The 20,548-nt window shown below is 62.0% G+C and carries 19 protein-coding genes; 10 read left to right on the top strand and 9 right to left on the bottom strand.

Translation table 11 applies throughout. The features are described 5' to 3' along the window. Positions 1–23 precede the first annotated feature (23 nt). From LVD10_RS10935 to LVD10_RS10910, 6 genes are read left to right on the top strand one after another with little or no spacing between them, the layout of a single operon-like run. Positions 24–425, top strand: coding sequence for a BlaI/MecI/CopY family transcriptional regulator (locus LVD10_RS10935; RefSeq protein ID WP_237063627.1), 402 nt, complete (start codon positions 24–26; stop codon positions 423–425). Continuing rightward, on the top strand, positions 422–1,399 hold the full coding sequence (locus tag LVD10_RS10930; RefSeq protein ID WP_237063626.1) for a M56 family metallopeptidase: 978 nt from the start codon (positions 422–424) through the stop codon (positions 1,397–1,399). Before LVD10_RS10935 ends, LVD10_RS10930 begins: the two co-directional genes overlap by 4 nt. Before the next feature lie 4 nt (positions 1,400–1,403). Beyond that, positions 1,404–2,597: a TolC family protein gene (locus LVD10_RS10925; protein ID WP_237063625.1), complete on the top strand. Its 1,194-nt coding sequence runs from the start codon at positions 1,404–1,406 to the stop codon at positions 2,595–2,597. Then, a complete protein-coding gene (locus LVD10_RS10920) occupies positions 2,594–2,992 on the top strand; it encodes a hypothetical protein (protein WP_237063623.1) in 399 nt (132 codons plus the stop codon). The genes LVD10_RS10925 and LVD10_RS10920 overlap by 4 nt, the downstream gene beginning before the upstream one ends. Beyond that, positions 2,982–4,592, top strand: a complete 1,611-nt coding sequence (locus tag LVD10_RS10915; RefSeq protein ID WP_237063621.1) for an efflux RND transporter periplasmic adaptor subunit — start codon at positions 2,982–2,984, stop codon at positions 4,590–4,592. Before LVD10_RS10920 ends, LVD10_RS10915 begins: the two co-directional genes overlap by 11 nt. 15 nt (positions 4,593–4,607) lie before the next feature. Continuing rightward, positions 4,608–7,697 (top strand): efflux RND transporter permease subunit, encoded by a 3,090-nt coding sequence (locus LVD10_RS10910; RefSeq protein ID WP_232941955.1) that lies wholly within the window; start codon positions 4,608–4,610, stop codon positions 7,695–7,697. Positions 7,698–7,748: 51 nt separating this feature from the next. Here LVD10_RS10910 and LVD10_RS10905 read toward each other — a convergent pair whose 3' ends face one another. The 6 genes from LVD10_RS10905 to ahpC form a co-directional block, all read right to left on the bottom strand. Beyond that, entirely contained in the window at positions 7,749–8,615 is an 867-nt protein-coding gene (locus LVD10_RS10905) for an AraC family transcriptional regulator (RefSeq protein WP_237063619.1), read from the bottom strand. Between the two features lie 327 nt (positions 8,616–8,942). Continuing rightward, complete coding sequence (locus LVD10_RS10900) at positions 8,943–9,152, bottom strand: cold-shock protein (protein WP_232941958.1); 210 nt, start codon at positions 9,150–9,152, stop codon at positions 8,943–8,945. Between the two features lie 349 nt (positions 9,153–9,501). Beyond that, complete coding sequence (locus LVD10_RS10895) at positions 9,502–10,089, bottom strand: YceI family protein (RefSeq protein ID WP_232941960.1); 588 nt, start codon at positions 10,087–10,089, stop codon at positions 9,502–9,504. 371 nt (positions 10,090–10,460) lie between these two features. Beyond that, positions 10,461–11,774: a murein L,D-transpeptidase catalytic domain-containing protein gene (locus LVD10_RS10890; RefSeq protein WP_237063617.1), complete on the bottom strand. Its 1,314-nt coding sequence runs from the start codon at positions 11,772–11,774 to the stop codon at positions 10,461–10,463. 208 nt (positions 11,775–11,982) lie between these two features. Continuing rightward, a complete protein-coding gene (gene ahpF / locus LVD10_RS10885) occupies positions 11,983–13,590 on the bottom strand; it encodes an alkyl hydroperoxide reductase subunit F (RefSeq protein WP_232941964.1) in 1,608 nt (535 codons plus the stop codon). Positions 13,591–13,792: 202 nt separating this feature from the next. Next, complete coding sequence (ahpC, locus tag LVD10_RS10880; protein ID WP_232941966.1) at positions 13,793–14,359, bottom strand: alkyl hydroperoxide reductase subunit C; 567 nt, start codon at positions 14,357–14,359, stop codon at positions 13,793–13,795. 281 nt (positions 14,360–14,640) lie between these two features. Here ahpC and LVD10_RS10875 point away from each other — a divergent pair, with 281 nt between their 5' ends. The 3 genes from LVD10_RS10875 to LVD10_RS10865 all read left to right on the top strand — a co-directional run bounded on the left by LVD10_RS10875 (position 14,641) and on the right by LVD10_RS10865 (position 17,172). Continuing rightward, on the top strand, positions 14,641–15,975 hold the full coding sequence (locus LVD10_RS10875; RefSeq protein WP_237063615.1) for a DUF2157 domain-containing protein: 1,335 nt from the start codon (positions 14,641–14,643) through the stop codon (positions 15,973–15,975). After that, the gene (locus tag LVD10_RS10870) at positions 15,972–16,496 is read left to right on the top strand and encodes a GDYXXLXY domain-containing protein (RefSeq protein ID WP_232941970.1); all 525 of its coding nucleotides are present in this window, start codon (positions 15,972–15,974) and stop codon (positions 16,494–16,496) included. The genes LVD10_RS10875 and LVD10_RS10870 overlap by 4 nt, the downstream gene beginning before the upstream one ends. Before the next feature lie 70 nt (positions 16,497–16,566). Further along, positions 16,567–17,172, top strand: a complete 606-nt coding sequence (locus tag LVD10_RS10865; protein ID WP_237063614.1) for a CPBP family intramembrane glutamic endopeptidase — start codon at positions 16,567–16,569, stop codon at positions 17,170–17,172. Positions 17,173–17,219: 47 nt separating this feature from the next. Here the strand turns inward: LVD10_RS10865 and LVD10_RS10860 are convergent, their stop codons facing one another. From LVD10_RS10860 to LVD10_RS10850, 3 genes are all read right to left on the bottom strand, one after another. Next, positions 17,220–17,759, bottom strand: coding sequence for a glycoside hydrolase family 108 protein (locus tag LVD10_RS10860; RefSeq protein ID WP_232941974.1), 540 nt, complete (start codon positions 17,757–17,759; stop codon positions 17,220–17,222). Between the two features lie 333 nt (positions 17,760–18,092). After that, positions 18,093–18,686 (bottom strand): exopolysaccharide biosynthesis protein, encoded by a 594-nt coding sequence (locus LVD10_RS10855; RefSeq protein ID WP_237063613.1) that lies wholly within the window; start codon positions 18,684–18,686, stop codon positions 18,093–18,095. Between the two features lie 165 nt (positions 18,687–18,851). Continuing rightward, entirely contained in the window at positions 18,852–19,862 is a 1,011-nt protein-coding gene (locus tag LVD10_RS10850) for an integron integrase (RefSeq protein ID WP_237063612.1), read from the bottom strand. Positions 19,863–20,159: 297 nt separating this feature from the next. Here LVD10_RS10850 and LVD10_RS10845 point away from each other — a divergent pair, with 297 nt between their 5' ends. After that, positions 20,160–20,474 carry a hypothetical protein gene (locus LVD10_RS10845; protein ID WP_237063611.1) on the top strand — a complete coding sequence of 105 codons (315 nt, stop codon included), beginning with the start codon at positions 20,160–20,162 and terminating at the stop codon, positions 20,472–20,474. Positions 20,475–20,548: the final 74 nt, after the last annotated feature.

Genomic DNA, 20,548 nt, shown 5'->3' with positions numbered 1-20,548 from the left:
ATTGCTGGAATGCAGGAGGCGACATGGGCGCAACCTCGAAGCCAACCCCCGCACTCGGGGACCTGGAGGTGGCAGTACTGGAGATCACCTGGGAGACACCGGAGTGCTCGGCGAAGGAGGTGCATGAGCGCATTGGTCGCCAGCGGGGTATCTCCCTGAATACCGTGCAGTCCACCCTCGAGCGACTGCATCGCAAGGAGCTGCTCACGCGCAGCAAGCGCGGCCATGCCTATCGTTACACCGCCAGCGTCGAGCGGGAGCGACTGATTGCCTCCTATATCCGCGAGACCCTCGGTCGCTTTGGTGGCGATGCGGTTTCCTCCCTGGCGGCCTTTGTGGATGCTGCCGAGGATATCGATGAATCCAGCCTGGAACGCCTTGAAGAGGAGTTGCGCAAGCGCCGCCAGGGGAGGCGTGACCAATGAACGCGATTCTTTCCCTGGCCTGGCTGTTTGTCCTGCTGGCAGCGGGCGGCTGGGCCATGGGGTGCCTGGCCAGTGCGCTGGTTTCCCGTTTTGCTTTCCGCGAGGGCCTGTCGCCACTGGCACGTCGTCGCCACAGTTTTACCCTTGCCGCCCTGCCTCTGCTGGCCATGGCCGCCCTGGTCGCAGCGGTTGCCACGACGGCACTGGGCAAGTCCCTGGGCTGGGTGGTGGATCACTGTATCTACCACGGCCCGGGGCATCCCCATCTCTGTTTCAGGCACCTGCCGGCCATTGATCTCGGGCTTGTCGAGTTCGTTGCGGCTGTGCTGCTCCTCTCAGGTATCAGCTACATCATCGTCGGCTTTGCCTGCCGGGAGTACCGGGCGGGCAAACATATTCGCAGCCTGCTGCGGCTGGTAGAGGGACGCCGTCCCGATCGCAAAATACACACCGTTGAGGATCACAGTCCTTTTGCCGTCACTGCGGGCACATTTTCGCCGCGCGTGATCCTGTCACGGGGCCTGCTCGACCGGCTGGAAGCGCGGGAGCGGCGCATCGTGGTTGCGCATGAAGTGTCCCACGTGCGCGCGCGGGACCTTCTCTACAACGGGGTATTCGAAATCCTGCTGCTGCTCCAGCTGCCGGCTACCGCGTCCCGCCTGCGCAGCGAGTGGCGCCAGGGGATGGAGGAAAGCGCGGATGACCGGGTTGCGGGCCGCTTCGGCCGGGAAGCGGTCGCCGCAACCCTGCTCAAGGTTTTCCGCCTGCAACGTGGCGAGGTAATGCCCGGGCTCTCGGTGGCGGGGGCCGACGCCGTGATGCGTATCGAGCGATTGCTGTGTCCCATTGAGAGCATCGGGAATGGCCGTGTTTTTTCTGGAATTCTGCTCGCTGCCATTTGTGCCCTGGCGCTGTTATCGGCTGGCGCGCACCACGAGCTGGAGACCCTGCTCGGACTTCTCACGGGACACTGACTTCATGCGATTGCTTCTATTGATCGGTGCGATCCTGGCCGCCGGGGCCGTGCGTGCCGCGCCGGGACTCACGGAGGCCGAGGCCGTGCGGCGCGGGCTGGCGCAACCGGACATCGCCACTTTGCTGGACGCTCGGCGTGAAGCGGCGGCGGGGCGCGCCGAGGCCGCGGGACGCTGGGCGAACCCGGAAATTGAATACAGCAATGAAGGCCTCGACCTGGACAGCGGCACGGCAGAAGAGCGCTACCTGTGGCTGACCCAGCGCTTCAATATTGCCGGCGTACACGGGCTGGAGCGTGATGCGGCAGCCAGTGAGCGCCAGGCGGAAAACGCCCGCGTCGACCTGAAACGCCGTGAGTTGGTGGCCGAGATGCGTCGCCTCTACTACGCCGCGGTTGCAGCCGAGCGTGAGGCCGCTGCGGTGAGCGGCTGGCGTGATCGGCTGGCACAGCTGGCCGGGGCAGTTGCCAGCCGCGCCCGGGCGGGTGATGCCTCGCAGTTTGATGCCCTGCGGCTGGAGAAAGAGCTGGCCCTGGTCAGCGGTGAGGCGCTGGACGCCCGGGCTGCGGCGGAATCGGCAGCGGACCGCCTGTTCAGCCTGCTCGGGTCCGAACCGATGCCGCTGGCCGGCGGGCTCCTCCCTCCGGCAACTGGCTCGGTGGAGCTGGCGACTGTACTGTCCGGGCATCCGATGCTGCAGGCGCTGGAAGCAGAAGTACAGGCCGCATCCCTCTCCGCCAGGGCAGAGCAACGCCGCCGCTGGCCGGAGCTGACCCTGGGGGTGGGGCGCCGTGAATTTGAGGATCCCGAGGTATCTGCCGACGGCCAGCTGCTGTCCCTGGGGGTGGAAGTGCCGTTGTTTGATAACGGTTCCGGCGAGGCGCGGGCGCAGTCTGCCCGCTCGCACCAACTGCAGGCTGAGCGCGCGCTGCTCGAGACACGCCTCGCGGCGGAGACCCGGGCCGTACTCCGGGAACTGCGCGCCCGCCGGCGTGCCGCAATTACCGCGCGCGAAGCCTCTGCCGGCAGGTCGCTGGTATCGATTGCGGAGAGCGCCTATGACGCGGGTGAGGTCAGTGTCCTGGAACTGATCGATGCCCACCGCACTGAACTTTCTGCGCAGCGCGAGGCGGTGCGCCGCGCGCGCGCTGCGCGACAGTCCTACATCCAACTCCAACTGATAAAAGGTGAATTATGAACAAGCTTGCACTGATCCTGTCCATCGCGTTTTCCGCGTTCCTGCTGTCCGCCTGTGGCCAGGACGATGATCACGGGCATCCCCATGAAGGCGAGTCAGGCCACGCCCACGAAGAGGGCGGACATGGCCACGACGACGCCTCTCATGGCGAGGGCCATGATGCCGCGCACGACCACGGCGACGGGGCCCACTCCCACGACGAAACCGAGACCGAGGCGTTTTACGATGAAGAAGCTGAAACCGGTGCGCCAGCAGAGGAGGGTGCGTCCAGCGAGGAAGAAGGCCACGAGCACGGTGAAGCAACGCACACCCACGAGGACGACACCACTGAAGAAGCCGCAGAGGAAGATTCCCACGAACACAGCCATGATGACGATTCCGAGCATGAGCACTAAAAACCTTGTCCGGGCGCTGGCACTGGCCGCTCTCGGCTTCGGCCTGGCTGCCTGCGGCGAACCCGCAGGCAGCGGCCACGGCCATGCACATGGACCCAGCGGCGGTCATGGGGCAGGAGGCGCTCATGGAGAGGGCGGCCACGACGGCGGTGGACATGGCCATGGTGATGCGGGGCCGACCCTGGTCTTTACCGACTACACCGATACCACTGAATTGTTTGTGGAATTCCCGCCCCTGGTTGCCGGGCAGACCTCGAAATTTGCCGCCCATGTCACCCGGCTTGCCGACTCGGCGCCGCTGGAAAGCGGGCGCGTCGACGTGGTTCTCAAGCGGGGCGACAGCATAGCCGCCCGTTTCCGTGTGCGGGAGCCCGCGCGTACCGGCATTTTTACCCCGGGGGTTAAGCCGCGTGACGCGGGGGAATTCCGCCTGCTGATCGAAGTGCAGGATGGGGAGCTGCAGGCCACCCATGACCTGGGCATGGTGCGGGTCTACCCGTCGGCGGCAGAGGCGGTGGTTGGCCAGGCTGAACCCGAGGGTGACATCAGTTACCTGAAAGAGCAGCAGTGGAGCAACCCATTTGCCTCCACCGAGGCGCAGCTGCGTCCCATGCGCCCGTCGGTACCGGCGTTTGCCACCGTGGATGCACCTGCGGACGCGGGCGCCCAGATCCGGGCACCCGCGGATGGTTATTTCTCCCATGCGGGGATGGCCCGGGCCGGGGATGTGGTTGAGAGCGGGGCCGTGCTGGGATACCTGGTACCGCGCCTGGGCGGCGAGACCGACTTTGGCCAGTTGCTGGTAGCGATGGAGCGGACACGTTCGCAACTGTCACTGGCCAAGCGCGATGTCGAGCGCCTGGAGCGACTCTACCAGCAGGGCGCGATCGCCGAGCGCCGGCTGGTGGAAGCCCGGGAAGAACTGGAGGTCGCCAGGGCAGAATTCGCAGCCGCCAGGGCGCGCGTCGAACAGTACCAGGGCGGCAGTGCCGAGGCCGGCATTGCCTTGCGTGCACCGGTCGCGGGCGAGGTGGTCGAGTTCAATGCCCGCCCGGGCGCATTCGTGCAGGCCGGGGAGCGGGTCTTCCGCATTGCCTCGCAGGATCGTCGCTGGCTCGACCTGGCGGTGCCGGAACGCTTTGCCGCCGATGTCGCCGCAGCCAGTGGCGCCTGGCTAGAAACTGCAGGGGGCGACACGGTAGTGCTGGATGAAGCCAGTGGCGCGCGTGTAGTGCAGGTCAGTTCTGCCGTGGACCCGAAAACACGCACGGCGCACGTCACGGTCGAGTACCCGGTTTCCCTGGGGCCGACCATTCTCGGCGCACGCTTGCCCGCGCACGTGTTCACGGCGCCGGCGGAGCCGCGGCTGGCTATCCCGCGCAGTGCGGTGATTGATGATGGCGGTCGCAACGTAGTGTATGTGCAGACCGGCGGTGAGACATTCGCGCGTCGCCCGGTGGAGCTGGGTATTGTCGACGGTGAGATGGTCGAGGTGCTGGACGGCGTGGCAGCGGGTGAGCGGGTGGCCTCGAAGGGGGCCTATTTCGTCAAGCTGGCATCGGTCGGTGGTGACGAAGTGGGGCACGGCCACGCACACTGATGTTGGGAATAGCGAATGATTGATCGAATAATCCAGTGGTCCCTGGGGAATCGCCTGCTGATCCTGGCCGGCGCAGCCCTGCTGTTCGTCTGGGGCACCTGGACGACGCTGAAGGCTCCGGTGGATGTGTTCCCCGACCTGACCGCGCCATCGGTGACGGTGGTGGCGGAGGCGCACGGAATGCCGCCGGAAGATGTCGAGAGGCTGATTACCTTTCCGCTGGAAACGGCCATGAACGGTGCCAGCGGCGTGCGACGTGTGCGCTCCAACAGCGGCATTGGTATCAGTGTGGTTACGGTGGAGTTCGAGTGGGGTATGGATATCTACCGTGCCCGGCAGATTGTCAGCGAAAAGCTGCAGACCGTGCGCGCGTCGCTGCCTCCGGACCTGCCGTCGCCGGTGCTGGCACCGGTTACCTCGATCATGGGCGAGATCCTGTTTATTGCCCTGACCTCGGATGTACATGACGAGATGACCCTGAAGACCACGGCTGACTGGGTCGTGCGCCGCCGCCTGCTGGCAGTGCCGGGTGTCGCCCAGGTGATTCCCACCGGCGGCCAGACGCGCCAGTTCCAGGTGATCGCCACACCGGAACGCCTGGCGGCCTATGGCGTTACCCTGGGCCAGCTGCGTGAGGCGGTGGCCGCCGCCAGCCAGAATGCATCCGCCGGGTTTGTCACCGAGAACGACCAGGAGTTTTTGATCCAGGGTGTGGGTCGCGCCCGCGGCCTGGAAGATATCCGCCAGGCCGTGGTGACCACCCGCGATGGCGTGCCCGTGCAGGTACGCGACCTGGCCAGTGTCGAGACCGGCCCGGCGCCGCGCCGTGGTACCGGCTCCTACCGCGGCGAGGCGGCGGTGGTGCTGGGTATCCAGAAACAGCCCGACGTCAACACGCTGGCACTGACAAAACGCCTGGATACCGTGATTGATGATATCCAGGCGTCGTTGCCCGAGGGCATGCGTATTGAGACAGATGCATTCCGCCAGGCTGATTTCATCAACGTCGCCGTCGATAACCTCGCCGCCGCCCTGCGGGACGGGGCCATCCTGGTTGTTGCCATCATGTTCGCCTTCCTGTTCAGTGCGCGGGCAACCGGTATCGCGCTGCTGGCAATCCCGTTGTCACTGCTGGTGGCAGTGCTGGTAATCCGTTACCTGGGGGGCAGTATCAACACCATGACCCTGGGCGGGATGGCCATTGCGCTGGGCGCGCTGGTGGACGATGCCATTATCGTGGTGGAAAACATTGTGCGGCGCCTGCGGGAAAACCATGCCCTGCCGGAGGCCGGGCGGCGCAGCAATGTCGCCGTGGTGTTCGAGGCGACCCGCGAAATCGAGGGGTCGATTGTCTTCGCGACACTGATCATCATCCTGGTATTCCTGCCGCTGTTTTTCCTCAGTGGTGTGGAGGGCCGCCTGCTCGAGCCCCTGGGCCTGGCCTATGTGGTCGCCCTGGCGGCGTCGCTGCTGGTCGCTGTTACCGTTACGCCGGTGTTGTCCCTGCTGTTGTTGCCAAACAGCGACCCGGTGCACAAGGATCACGATACCCGCTTTATCAGCTGGCTAAAGGCCCGCTACCGACCGGTCCTGGCCGGTGCCATGCGCTACTGGCGCAGTGTCCTGGCAGGTTCCACCGCATTGCTGCTGGTAGCCATCGCCGGCCTGGTGTTGGCGGGCCGGGGATTCCTGCCGGAATTCAATGAGGGCAGCCTCACCATCAGTGTGGTCACCCTGCCGGGGACATCGCTGGAGACGTCGGATGAAATCGGCCAGCGGGTGGAGAAGATCCTGCTGGAGCAGCCGGAGGTGGTGGCCACCGCGCGCCGCACCGGCCGCGCCGAGCTGGATCCCCATGCGCAGCAGGTTTTCGCCTCCGAAATCGATGTCACTTTGGTGATGCAGGAGCGGGAGAAAGACGAGTTGCTGGCGAGCCTGCGGCAACGCTTTGCCGGCATTCCCGGAACCAACGTGGTGATCGGCCAGCCGATCTCACACCGGATCGACCATATGCTGTCCGGCACGCGGGCGAATATCGCAATCAAGATTTTCGGCGAGGACCTGTTTGAGCTGCGTCGCCTGGGCAAGCAGGTGGAGTCGCGGGTAGCGGAGATCCCCGGTGCCGTGGACGTGGCGATGGAGCAGCAGAGTGAGATTCCATTTGTCGCGGTGAATTTCAATCGCCCGGCACTGGCCAATTACGGCATGACAGTCGCTGAAGCGGCCGAATCACTGGAGACCGCCTTTACCGGCACCGAAGTGGGCCGGATCCTGGAAGGGCAGGCAAGTTTCGACCTGGTGGTGCGTTTCCCCGAGTCCGCCCGGGACAATATCGACACCCTGCGCGAGACCATGTTGACCCTCGACAACGGTGCGCGAGTGCCATTCGCGGCAATTGCGGATATCCGTCGTGAACGCGGGGCCAACACCATCAGCCGCGAAAATGTACAGCGCAAGCTGGTGGTGATGGCCAATGTCGCCGGTCGCGACCTGATCAGTGTGGTGGAGGATATCCGCGTGGCCCTGGGGGACAGCATTTCCCTGCCCACCGGTTACCACATCGAATACGGTGGCCAGTTCGAGAGTGCGGAAGCCGCCGGTACCCGGCTGATGTTGCTGGGGGCACTGGTGATTGTGGGCATCTTCCTGCTGCTGGTCGCTGCCTTCGGCAATACCCGTGAAGCCTGGCTGGTGATGCTGAACCTGCCACTGGCCCTGATTGGCGGAGTACTGGGTGTCTGGCTCACCGACGGCATCGTCACAATTGCGGCAGTGATCGGCTTTATCACCCTGTTTGGTATTGCCACGCGCAACGGTGTGATCCTGGTGGACCATATCGGGCGGCTGCAGCGGGACGGGGGGATGGCGCTGGCGGACGCCATCCGGCAGGGCGCCGAGGAGCGACTGGTTCCCATCCTGATGACCGCCCTGGCCACGGCGTTTGCGCTGGTGCCCCTGGCACTGGCCGCGGGCCAGCCCGGCAGTGAAATCCAGGCGCCCATGGCCATTGTCATCCTCTGCGGCCTGATCAGTTCCACGGCGTTGAATATGGTAGTGGTGCCGGTGATGTACCAGCGCTTCTTCGCCGGAAAATCCACCGGCTAACGCTGCGGGCAGGTTGCTGGCCGGGGCGGTGCAGTGGCCGGCCCGTGCTGGCTATGCCAGCGGCAGGTAAATATCGGTCACCATTTCAGCCTCCGGCACGTCCGGGAAGAAGCTGACCCGCTCGAAAAACAGCGGGAAATCCCGTAATTCTTCGCCCGAGCCGGGCAGCCAGTCGCTGTACAGTGCCCGCACCACCCCCTCCAGACCGGAGTCCGGCCCGCAGTGGCGTACCCGCGCACAGCGTCCGCCGGGAATCATATCGGCGTAGATGGCGGTATCGTCGCCATCCACCGGGCCACGGGTCTCCGCGCAGAGACTGAAACGATACTCCGCTGCCGGGGTGGCGGAGGGGTCGTCAAAGACCAGGTTGAAAGTGCGGCTCTTCGCCGGCGACAGCCCGTGCAGCCGTCGCCAGGCGATAAACTTGCGGATGGTATCGCCCAGCAACTGTGGCGGGCCGACGTGGTCGAGTCGTGCTACCAGTACCTGCGCAAACTGCACCAACTCAACTGTCGGCGATTGGTTAATGTTATTCACGATAGGAACCTCGCGGCTTGTGGTCTGCTGATCCTGCCCTTCCAGCCATGCCCAGTCCGGCTGTGTCCTGAATTTGGTGGGGCCGCTGCCGGAAAGTCGCTGGAATGCTCGGGAGAATGCCTCAGTGCTGCCGTAGCCCGCGGCAAGGGCAATGTCGGTGACTGACAGGGCAGGGCGGTACGCCAGCTGCCAGGCGGCCCGGCGCAGGCGCAGGCGGCTGATGTAGCGGGCCAGGGTAATGCCCTGGCTGGCAGAGAAGCAGCGGTGCAGGTGGTACTTCGAGAAGTGGGCCACACGGCTCAGCTGGACCAGGCCCAGGTCGCCGTCCAGGTTGGCATCAATATATGCCCTTAACTTTTCGATCCTGTTCCTGGTATTCAAGCAATGCCTCCCCGTTCCCCCGGATTGAATGGGCACATCATAACTCGCGACCCGGTAGTGGAGCCTGATCCATCTTGCGCATCCGGGCAGTTATGGGGAGGAATTCGGTTGAGTTGACTCGGGAGAGGGGTCGTTAGTGGCGAGCAGGGGGAGAGCGCCAGTAAGATGCCCGCGCCTCGCAGCCCCGCACTGGTGCCGGTGGCACAAGGGGGTAGTGGGCCGCGAGCAGGGCATAAAAAAAGCAAAGCGAATGCTTTGCTTTTAACGGCGCATATTGCGCCTTCAGGTACCGCCGCGCAGGCCGGGCCCGCGCGCCGGAGATCGGGTTTAGATAACCACGATGTTCTCAGCCTGCAGGCCTTTCGGGCCCTTGGTGACGTTGAACTCTACCTGCTGGCCGTCGGCCAGGGTCTTGAAACCAGAGTCGGAAATGGCGCTGTAGTGGGCGAATACGTCGGGACCGGACTCCTGCTGGATGAAACCGAAGCCCTTGGATTCGTCAAACCACTTCACGGTGCCTTTTACTGCGTTAGACATAATATAAGTCCTATAGAAAACATGAAAATTACGACCCGTAAGGATCGGGAGCGCCGGAAAATTGGCTGATATTGCGGTACTACAGAACGAGTATTATGACTAATGCTTCGAAACCGGAGGGAGTCAACAGGAGCTGATTTTCTAGCTGCCCCCAGTGTATAGGTGCTGCCCAGTAAGTCAACAACTCTTTTTCAGGGCCACCAGGGAAGGGAGGGCAGAAGAAAGGGGCGCCGTGCAACAGGTGGCAGCTGGACAATCCCGGGTTAACGGCGGTGGTCGCGGAACTGTACGGTATTGGGGGCAGGCTGTACCAGTAAAGAGACGGGCGGGGCGGGGCCCCGCCACCCGTTTACTCCCTGTCCAGCACCAGCTGGAAGGTGACGGGTACTACCGTGCTGATGGCGTCAAGGCCAGCGACCTCGCGCAGCTTTTCAATTCCCTGCACCAGCTCGTAGTTGCCGGCGTTGACAATGATGGGCTCCGACGTAGATACCATGACGCGGCCATTCTCCAGGCCTGTCACCTGCACCATGGCAGGCTCAGTCTGCTTGCTGCCGGCGAGTGACAGTTCCATCTCCAGCTCGGCAGCATAGGTTTGCCCTGCCTGGAGCCTGGCGAGTTTGTCGCTGTCGATCTGCGCCGATACGGTGGCAGTCGGAAAGCGTTCTGTATTGAACAGCATGGACTGCATCCGCTGGTTGCGAATCGGCACCCCGGTTTCAACGCTGGCGAGCCCGATACTGATGTTTGCCTGGCCGGAATCCTCGATACCACCGGTGATGTTGCTGAGCTTGTGCGTTTCTGCAAACGTGGTTTTCTTGACCGACATAAAGCTGATTTCTGATTGGTCGGTAACAACATTCCAGTCGGCAAAGGCAGCCTGCGACAGGCCCCCGAGTGAAGCAGCAAGTACGGCAATAAGTTGCTTGATTTGCATGAAAGCTCCTGCGGTTATGAATGGCGGAAAGTTCCGGATTTGATCGCCTGTTATTTAAACGGTTCCGGGCTGGCTGAAGACAATATCCAAACCGCTCCGGCAAGGCAAAACAGTGTTTGTAACCGGGCTGATCTTCCGGTCCCGCGCAACGCTTGTCAACGTCCCGGTCGGCAGTAAATGAAAAGTGGTGTGAAAGGTTGCGGAATTTGCGGCACCTACCCTGTCCCGGTGGGCAAGTGCGGATTTTTATTGGTTACCGGGGCAAATGCCCCCGGGCAGCAGGGAAAAATACACGCATGCGGTTTAGCCGGAAAGCGGCCCGGCCACGCGGGTATTATCCGGGGAAGCGGCCGCCTGGCTGCGGGTGACGGTCAACAAACCAGGAGCAGCGACCCATTCTTGAGCTTGTCCACCAGCCCGGGAGCCACTGCGTGCTCCACAGCGGGGCAGCCCCAGGAGCGTCCACAGCGGCCGTGGCGCCGGACCCAGTCGTCACCTGCGTAGTGAGTACCGTGGAAAACGATGGCGCGCTTGAATACATTGTTGTTGCTCGGCTCCAGTCCCTCCAGCCGCAGGGATTTACCGTAACGCCCGCGGTATTCATTCAGGGTCCGGCAGAGCCCCAGTGAACTCATATGGGAATCGGGCCGGTTGGAAAATTCCGTGGCGATTCCATCATGATTGGGGTCGCTGCCCTTGCCGTGGGTGACATGGAAGCGCTCGACCTTCCTGGCGACCCGATCAAAGACATACAGGCGTTTGTTACGGGAGTGTTCGCGGATCTTGAAAATCGCCCAGTAGCGGGGGTTGGAGGTGGGATGGTGCTTGCTCTGCCAGTTGATCATCTTGCTGATATCGTCCCGTGGCACACCGACCTGGTCGGCCAGGGTGTAGAGACCGTCACCAATGGGTTCGTCCGGCACGGACTCCGGCGATCTTTCGTCCACGGAATCGGTCTCGATCAGTGTGCGCAGCCGGTTGGCGCGGTTCTTCCAGCCCCGCAGGAAAACTCGCTGTGAGGGCCGCTTTTTTACAATGGCTTCAAACCGCCTGATATTCCGGTCGATGAAGGCGGGGATAAATTCGTCATCGGCGACCCTGTTGATTGCCTCCAGGGTGCCGGCATCCATTTTCTTTGACTCTGGAATATCCAGCACGTCCTGGCACAGCCTGGCGGCCGTGCCCGTCCCGCAGAGCACGCCCATGTCGAACAGGGCGGTGGCGATGCTCTGGTCGACGACATGGTCGAGGTTCAGCACATCCCAGTAGTTGCGCTTGTAAATATCCCTGATGGTCTCATAACTCAGGTTTTTGACCTCGGCCTTGCTTACGTCCCTGCCCAGGTAGGCGGACAGGGTGCCAATGGTGATGCCCTTGTTGGTGGCGCCGCCGCGGTCCGCAGGGTGGTCGACATAGCCGCCCTCGTTCTTCAGGGTGAAGACCAGCGCATGCTCAATACTTGCGCCCTGGTCCTCGATGATGTCCTCGACCTCGTCGGTCTTTTCCGCGGGCTCCTCTGGTTCGGGCTTCTCTACCGCTGGGCGGTCGAATGCCAGTGCCTCGACTTTCTGGATGGCGGTCAGGGTCAGGGGGCCCACAATGCCGTCAATTTTGCCCTCATAGAGGTCCATGGCCTTCAGCGCGAGCTGCAGCAGGCCGGCGTTGTTTTTGGAGAAGATAGTCATCTCGTTCCGGTTTTCAGGTGCCGTGTCCCTAAGGATGGATTCCGGGTGAGATTTTTCCACATGACATGTCGCTTCGCGGGGGCGAGGCGAGGAACAGGGCGAATGGCCTTCGGGGAAATGGTGACCCGTGGGCGTACCGGGTGGGGAATTTTAGGCAAAAAGTAAGGGCAGCCGCGCTGGACGCGGCTGCCCTATTGATGGCTGCGGGTTATGCGCTTTGCGCCAGCTGCTCCGGTTCGGCGCTCTCAGCGGCCTCCGACCCGTCCTCTTCTTCGGAATGGCGAATCAGGTAGTCAAAGGCACCCAGTGCCGCGGTGGCGCCCTGGCCCATGGAGATCACAATCTGCTTGTAGGGCACGGTGGTGGCGTCGCCGGCGGCGAATACCCCGGGCATCGAGGTGGTGCCGCGATCGTCGACCTCGATTTCACCCACGCGGTTCATGGCGACGTCACTGCCGCGCAGGAACTCGGTATTGGGCACCAGGCCGATCTGCACGAATACACCCGCCAGCTCCAGGTCCACGCTGTCTCCGCTCACGCGGTCGGTGTAGCGCAGGCCATTGACCTTGTTGCCATCACCGAGGATCTCGGTGGTCTGGGCGTTCATGATGATATCCACGTTGCCCATCGAGCGCGCCTTGCGTACCAGCACGTCGTCGGCGCGCAGGGTATCGGCGAATTCCAGCACGGTGACATGCTTGACGATACCCGCCAGGTCGATGGCCGCCTCGATACCGGAGTTACCGCCACCGATCACCGCCACATGCCTGCCCTTGAAGAAGGGGCCGTCACAGTGCGGGCAGTAGGCCACGCCTTTGGTGCGGTACTCGGCCTCGCCGGGCACACCCAGCTCGCGCCAGCGGGCACCGGTGGCCAGTATCACCGAGCGGCTCGCCAGGGTGGCACCGCTCTGCAGTTCCAGCTCCAGCATCTTATTGCGCTGGATGGCGGCGGCGCGCTGCTCGGTAATGATGTCCACTCCGTATTCCTTCACATGCTGCTCGAGGCCCGCAGACAGTTTCGGGCCCTCGGTGTAGGGCACGGAGATAAAGTTCTCGATACCCACGGTATCCATGACCTGGCCGCCAAAGCGCTCGGCCACCAGGCCGGTGCGGATGCCCTTGCGGGCAGCGTAAATGGCTGCCGCGGCACCGGCCGGGCCGCCGCCCACGACCAGCACATCGTAAGGCTCGCGCTGGTTCAGTTCGGCGGCCTTGCGCTCGGCGGCGCCGGTGTCGATCTTGTCGACGATTTCCTGCAGGGTCATGCGGCCCTGGGCAAAGTGCTCTCCGTTCAGGTAAACCGAAGGCACCGCCATGACATTGCGCTGCTCCACTTCATCCTGGAACAGTGCGCCGTCGATCATCTCGTGGGTGATGTTCGGGTTCAGGGTCGCCATCAGGTTCAGGGCCTGCACCACATCCGGGCAGTTCTGGCACGACAGCGAAATATAGGTTTCAAAGTGGAACTCGCCTTGCAGCTGGCGAATCTGCTCCAGCACCTGCGGGTCGGCCTTGGAAGGGTGGCCGCCGGCCTGCAGCAGGGCGAGCACCAGCGAGGTGAATTCGTGGCCCAGGGGAATGCCGGCAAAGCTTACCCGGGGCTCTTCGCCCGCCGGGCCCACGGCCATGCTGGGCGTGCGTTTGCCATTGCCCGCGCTGGCCTCGATCTTCTGCGAGAGGCCGGCAATTTCGTTCGCCAGCTGTTCCAGCTCGGCGGACTTGGGGGAGTCGTCACCGGACACACGCACCTCGATCGGATTGACGATATTCTGCAGGTAGGTGTCCAGCTGTTTTTTCAGGTTTGCATCCAACATCGGTGTGTCCTGTGTGTATTCGTTCAAAAAGGGCCCGCGGGGGGCGGGCCAAGTTTGGGGTTGGTCCCTCGGGGAGAGGGGAGGTGCGGGAGCCAGCCCGCCGTCGCAGTCCCGGAGGCTCTGTGGGCCTCGCCGGCAGGCGGGCTCCCGCATGCTTGCCCCGCTTGATCCCGGCCGGGGCCGGAATCAATTGGGAAGTTGCTTAGATCTTGCCAACCAGGTCCAGGGACGGGGCCAGGGTTTCCTCGCCTTCCTTCCACTTGGCCGGGCAGACTTCACCCGGGTGCGCGGCGATGTACTGGGCGGCCTTGATCTTGCGCAGCAGCTCGCTGGCGTCGCGGCCGATACCGCCGGCAGTGATTTCCACCAGCTGGATCTTGCCTTCCGGGTCGATCACGAAGGTACCGCGGTCGGCGATGCCTTCCTCCTCGATCATCACACCGAAGTTGCGGGTGATGGTGCCGGTGGGGTCACCGATCATCGGGAACTGGATCTTGCCGATGGTTTCGGAAGTGTCGTGCCATGCCTTGTGGGTGAAGTGGGTGTCGGTGGATACGGAGTAGATCTCCACGCCCAGCTTCTTGAACTCGTCGTAGTTGTCAGCCAGGTCGCCCAGCTCGGTGGGACAGACGAAGGTGAAGTCGGCCGGGTAGAAGAAGAACACAGCCCACTTGCCTTTAACGTCGGCGTCGCTGATGTCGAAGAAGTCACCAGCCTGGTAAGCCTTGGCCTGGAAGGGTTTCAGTTCGGATTCGATGTAACGGGACATATTGTCGTCTCCTCGTTGCAAGTGAATGTTGCGGTCTGTTTGTCTGGAACGAGGCAAATACTATGGGTTGCGGCTCATCAATAAAAATAATCTATTTAAATGGCTCTGATAGGCTGGTCTAATCAATGTCGGCTGGTTAATAGTTGGTCAGTTGCGGCAGGTTAACGGTGTGGTGTGGCCGGCCGGCCCTGTGGGATACTGGCGCGTGACCATCCCGTCCGTTTTGTTCGGTCCGGGTGAAGTGTTCCCAGAAATTACCCAACAGGAGCCGCCCAGGGCCCATGCGACTGATCCGCTTACTGAAAAACGACCTGGCCCGGGAGTCCGCCGAATGGGTGGACGACGGGCTGATCAGCCGGGACCAGGCGGAGGCAATCTGTGGCCGCTATGGCGTGGACTATGAACAGGCCCGGCACCGCAGCTTTGGCTACAACGTGCTGGTGGGGCTGGGCTTCCTGTTTATTGGCCTCGCGCTGATCACATTACTGGGGGCCAACTGGGACAATATCCCGCGGGCGGTGCGCATGTGGGGCCTGATCGGCCTGACCGTGGGCACCCAGGGGATGGGGCTGAAGCGCTACCTCTCCGGTGACTCCGGCGGCGGGATCGGGCTGTTCCTGCTGGGCAACCTGTTCTTCGGGGCCTCGATCATCCTTATCGCCCAGATCTATCACCTGGGCGAGTATATGCCCGACGGCATTTTCTGGTGGGCACTGGGGTGTTTGCCGTTCGCGTTGCTCACCCGCAATCCGTGGCTGGCCATGCAGGCGGGCCTGTTGGGCCTGTTGTGGTTCTTTATGGATGTGAGTTTCGGCTTTTATCCCGCCCTGTTCCCCCTGTTTATCATCGCCATGCTGTATGTGCTGTTGCGCGGCCCGCAGAGCGTGCTGTTGTTGTTGCTGGTGATTGCCAGTGCCGGTTTCTGGATCGAGTATTCGCTGGCGGCGCTGTGGCGTGACGAGAGCGGTTTCTACCTGTTTGACCTGCATGCGGAAAACCTGGCGGTGGCCGCGGCCATGTTCCTGCTGCTGTCGGTTTTCAGTCAGTGGCTGTCCGGACGGGAAAGCAATGTGGCCCGCGATTACGCCGCGGTGATTTCGGTGTGGTGCCTGCGTTTCGCGGTGCTTTCCCTGCTGGTGCTGGGGTTTGCCGGGCCCTGGGAGGAACTGCTGGATGCCGGCTGGCAGCACCGGCTGGGCATGTGGCTGGTATTGCTCCTGTTCGCCGTGGCTACCGTGTGGCTGGGTCGCAGGGCTGGGCGCAGGGTGTTCCCGGCAGTGCTGCTGGCGGCCCTGTGGCTGGTAGTGCTGGCGGTCTCGACAGTGCGTAACGAGGACTATGCCGTTTACTTCCAGGTGGCTGCCAACTTCCTGATGATCGGTTTCGGTATCTGGCTGGTGGTGCGGGGGATTCACAGTGGTATTTCCCACTACTTCTTCCTCGGCGTGGCCGCCATCCTGGTGACTGCCTTCCTGCGCTATATCGACCTGATCGGTGATTACATTGGTGGTGCGGTAATGTTTGCCCTGTTCGCACTGCTGTTGCTGGGGGCGGCCCGCTACTGGAAGCACTACCAGGCGGCACTGGATGAAACCGACCGGGAGAAGCGCCCATGACGCGGAGAGCCAAGAAGGGGCTGGCACTGGCGATCCTGTTCCAGTTCCTGGTGCTGGTGGGCATGTACCTGAAAGCACAGGTGCCGCTGTGGACGGGCGAGGAAATCCTGGTGAAAACCATCCCGGTGGACCCACGCTCGATGTTCCGCGGGAATTACGCGCGACTGCAATATCCTTTTTCCGAGCTGGATGCCTCCCTGTTTGGCGAGCATGAGCTGCGCCAGGGCGAGGTGGTGTATATCGCTCTCGAGGAGACCAAATCCGGTGTGTACCGGCTGGCCGGCGCGGGCCTGGAGCCGCCGGAAGAAGGCCTGTTCCTGCGTGGCCGTGTCAGCGGCAGCTGGTTCCGGGACAGTGGCGAGGCCTATCGTGTGCGCTACGGTATCGAGGCGTTCTTCGCACCAAAGGAAGAGGCGTTGCGGCTGGAGAAGGTCCTGCGCAAGGCCGCCCACGCGCGCCTGAAAATTACCGACAACGGCCACGCACGGCTGGTGGCGGTTGAGGCACCGGCCCCACGCTGACCCAGTTCGTGCGAGGATAGTGGGAAAGCCGTGCAGGCCGGTGTTTGCGAAATATCCGAAAGGAGGGGCAATGCAGTACCTGGAGTCACCCGGCGCAGCCAGAATCGGCCTGCTGATTCGCATGCAGGTGGCGCTGCTGTTGCTCGCCGGCGGGGTCACTGCCTGGTCCGGAATGCCGTTTTCCTGGTCGGGGAACACCGGCTATGGAGCGCTGTTCTGGGGTGCACTTGGGGGCGTTGTGAGCTATGCGCTGGCCATGTGGCTGACACGCCTGTCACTGCCCATCGGCCGCAGCCTGCGGCGGATTGTCTCTATGCTACGACCCCTCCTGGCCGGGATTACCTGGCCGCAAATGGTGGTGGTGTCGCTGCTGGCGGGGCTGGGGGAAGAACTGCTCTTTCGGGTATTACTGCAGGAGTGGCTGGCCGGGGCGTTCTCCCCGGCGCTGGGCATAGTGATTGCCTCGCTCCTGTTTGCCCTGCTGCACGCCATGACCCCGCTGTACTTCTTTATCACCCTGGCTTTCGGGCTGGTACTGGGGCTGGCCTACTGGCTGACGGGTAGTGTCCTCCTGGTGGCAAGCTGGCATGGGGTTTACGACCTGGTTGCCATTGCGGTGATCACCCGCAAGCCCGAATGGCTGGGCCTGCCGCAGCGCGAGGCGTCTGCGCCGTAAGAAGCGTGCGCGGGAAAGGGGGCGGCGCCCCCTTTTGGCCACGTCCGTCAGGCAATCTCTTCTTCAAACTCCCTCACACGGTTCATCCAGCCGGCCAGGAAAACATCCTGTGACGGATCCCGGTCCACGATCTGGCGGTAGAAGTCGCGGCGCTCTTCCAGCAAAGCCCGCATAAAGGCCGCCCCCAGCTGCGCCTGGGCCCACTCTGCACCCGCCCGGGTATTCGGCCCCATTGCGCCATCCACCACCAGCAGCGGTGTATAGCCGGTCCGGTTGCAGGCCGCCTGGACAAACTTGATGGCCCGCCCCGGGCCGTGATTGACCGCGCAATCAAACACGAATGGCTGTATTTCCTCCGGCAGCTGGTCGATCTGCGGCTGGTAATAGTAATCGCGGGCGTAGATCTGCCGGGCCACCTCCCGATCGAGGTTTCGTACCTCCTCGTACTGTGCCGCACGCCCCAGGTAACTGGACAGGGTGTTCTGGGTAATACCGTAGCGGGTGGGGCCGCCGCGATCGGCCGGGTGGTCGACAAAGCCACCCTCGCGGCGAAGGATATCCTCGATCATTTCATTGACGGACTTCATGGTGCAGCTCCCTTCATAAGGTTGTGCGGGTTGGTGTGGTTACCAAACGGAAAAGCCCTTGTAGCTCCTGCCCCGACTAGCCTGCACGGCCGTACAGAATGCCGGCGGGCAGCGGACATCGAGTACTGGGATCAACGAACCGTACTGCTGTTTTTCTTTTAATAAGCCCGGAAATGCGAGTTGCGCCGGAATGGCGGCTGGGCAGGTAGATAGAAAGGTAAGAGAGGCCGCGAGAGTAAGCAAGCCCGGGACGCGCCCGGCTGACGCAAAGCGAAGAAGTTAGGGTAGATCGGTGCGCCATTCTTCCAAAAGGGGAAAACCGTGGGGGCTGGCTTATGCCGCGGAGAGTAAACCGAACCCAATGGTGACCAGCGTGGTGGCAGTCAGGCAGAAAGCCGCCAGTGCCAGGACGCCGTCATGGGCCACCAGCGCCAGACCGAAAGCGGCGAGGGCAATGCCGGCGATAGTGGCGGAGAAGGGAACCACCTCCATGACCGGCAGTGCCAGCGCAATCAGGGTGCAGATCAGGGCAATAACAAAAGTGCCGGTACGCCGCACCAGGAACCGTAGCCGCGGCTTCAGCCAGTTATCGATAAAGGCTGCCGGCTTTTCCAGCCAGTGCAGCGCTGTCAGCAGCTTCTGCTTGGAGATGGAGCGTTGCAGCATCCACTGGGGCAGCCAGAAGTGGTGGCGGCCCAGCAGGAGCTGAATCGTCACCAGCAGCACCAGGATCGCCATGGTAGTGGGGAGCCCGGGAATACCGGAGAGAGGCGAAAACAGGATAATGCCCACCAGCAGCAGCACCGGGGCAAAGGAGCGCCGACCGACCGCGCGCAACACCAGGTCCAGCGATACTCGCTCCTGGTTTCGTGCGGTAATGGCGATATGCTCAAGCAGTTGCTGCAGGCTGGTGAACTCGACGGGCATCCGGGACGTCTTGCTGGTGGATTCAGCGCCCATTCTAGCGTGGAGAACGGTCTCGTTGACAGGGGAAGGTTGGTATGCCGCCGGCCAGTCGTGCCAGGACGGCCACTCAGCCGCCGTGGGGTTGCCAGTGTGATCCGTGATGGCCTGCCGGTGTCGCCAGGGAAGTTAGCCGGACGGCAGCGCAGTCCTGAGACGATCCGCCGGGCTCAATACACCCAGGCCGCCCCGGTTCACTACATGGGTATAGATCTCCGTGGTGCCAATATCGGAATGGCCCAGGAGCTCCTGGATTGTCCGCAGGTCATAGCCGGATTCCAGCAGGTGGGTGGCAAAGCTGTGCCGGAAGGCGTGAGTGCGGGCCGGTTTATGGATACCTGCGCTGCGAACTGCCTTGCGCACGTGCTTGTTCAGTGTGGAGGCATGCATATGGTGGCGGCGCTCGGTGCCCGAACGAGGGTCGATAGAGGTAATTGTTGAGGGGAACAGGTACTGCCAGCCAAGTTCCCGTGCGGCGTTCGGATACTTGCGGGCCAATGCATCCGGGAGAAAAACCTCGCCCAGGCCGTTAACCAGATCCTGGGTGTGAAGAAGTTCCACCCGCCGAATCTGCCGTCGCAGCTCCGTCTGCAAGCCCTGGGGCAACATGGTAGTTCGATCCCTGTTGCCTTTCCCGGCGCGTACATAAATATTGTTGCTGCCAAAATCAATATCCTTCACGCGTAATGAAAGCAACTCGGCACTCCTCAGGCCAGTGCCGTACATCAGTTCTACCTGTAGGCGGTAAATGCCTTGTAGCTGGTCGAGAATCGCTCCGATCTCCGCTGGGCTGTACACAACCGGTAAGCGACGCGGCTGTTGTGCCGGACTGAAGTTGAGGGCATCGGTGTCCCTGCCGAGGAAGCGCTTGTACAGGTACACGAGTGAGTTCAATGCGATTCTCTGGGTGTTTACCGAGCAATTTCTCTCTACGCTCAGCTCTGACAGGAACCTCTCAATCTCCCCTGGGCCCATTTCAGTAGGGTGGCGCAGCTTATGAAAGTGAATGTAGCGTTTGATCCAGTGAATATAAGTCTGTTCCGTACGGTACGATAGTCCAGCTTCGCGCATGTGCAGCCTCAGACGCTGTATAAACCTCCCTGCCTTGCTTTTCGGGATCCGATGGCGGATATCATCCATAACAACCTCCACTGAACTGTTTTTTTATACAGTATTTGCGACTGGTTACCACTGTCAAACGCCTGGATCACGCGATGCGTCGCCTATCTTCGGCAAAAATTAGCTAAGTGATTGACTTACAAGGGCTGGGCCTTAAGATCAAGTGACAGGAATACTGGTAGAAAAATGCGACGCGTCGCATTTTTGCGGGCGCTCTTCCCTAAAAGTAGCGCCAACTTACTGAAATAAAAGAAAATTTTGATTTCAGAGGCCGTCAGCACTGTAGATAGGCGACAGTTAGATAAAAAGACGCGTCCTTTGAATAAACTGTTAAGTGGCAGCCTCATGTTGAGAATCCGAAATATACTGCCGGTATTGAAAAGCGAAGAGGGTGCCGTCCTTGCTTCCTTTGAAATTCAGGTAGAGTCCGATAAAGGTGTGCAGAAATTTTGGGCAGAGGCTCGCAAATGTCCGAATGCAGAGGCTCAAATAGACTGGTCAGATGATCTTAGCTGTTTGCTTTCTGAATTTTGTGTGGCGCGTGAGGCATACGATCATCTAAATCAGGCGGTTTTCAGCACATTCGTAGGAGAACAAGTTGAGTATCCTATCAATCTGGCTAAGGCCACTTAACAAGCGACTGTGATGTCAAGCAGCCTGTTTGACATCGCGCCCTCCCCAGTAAGTCCCGTCCCTCACCATCGCAT

It is taken from the genome of Microbulbifer zhoushanensis, from assembly GCF_021729055.1.
Taxonomy (GTDB): Bacteria; Pseudomonadota; Gammaproteobacteria; order Pseudomonadales; family Cellvibrionaceae; genus Microbulbifer; species Microbulbifer zhoushanensis.
This window is presented reverse-complemented; position numbering and strand designations above follow the sequence as displayed.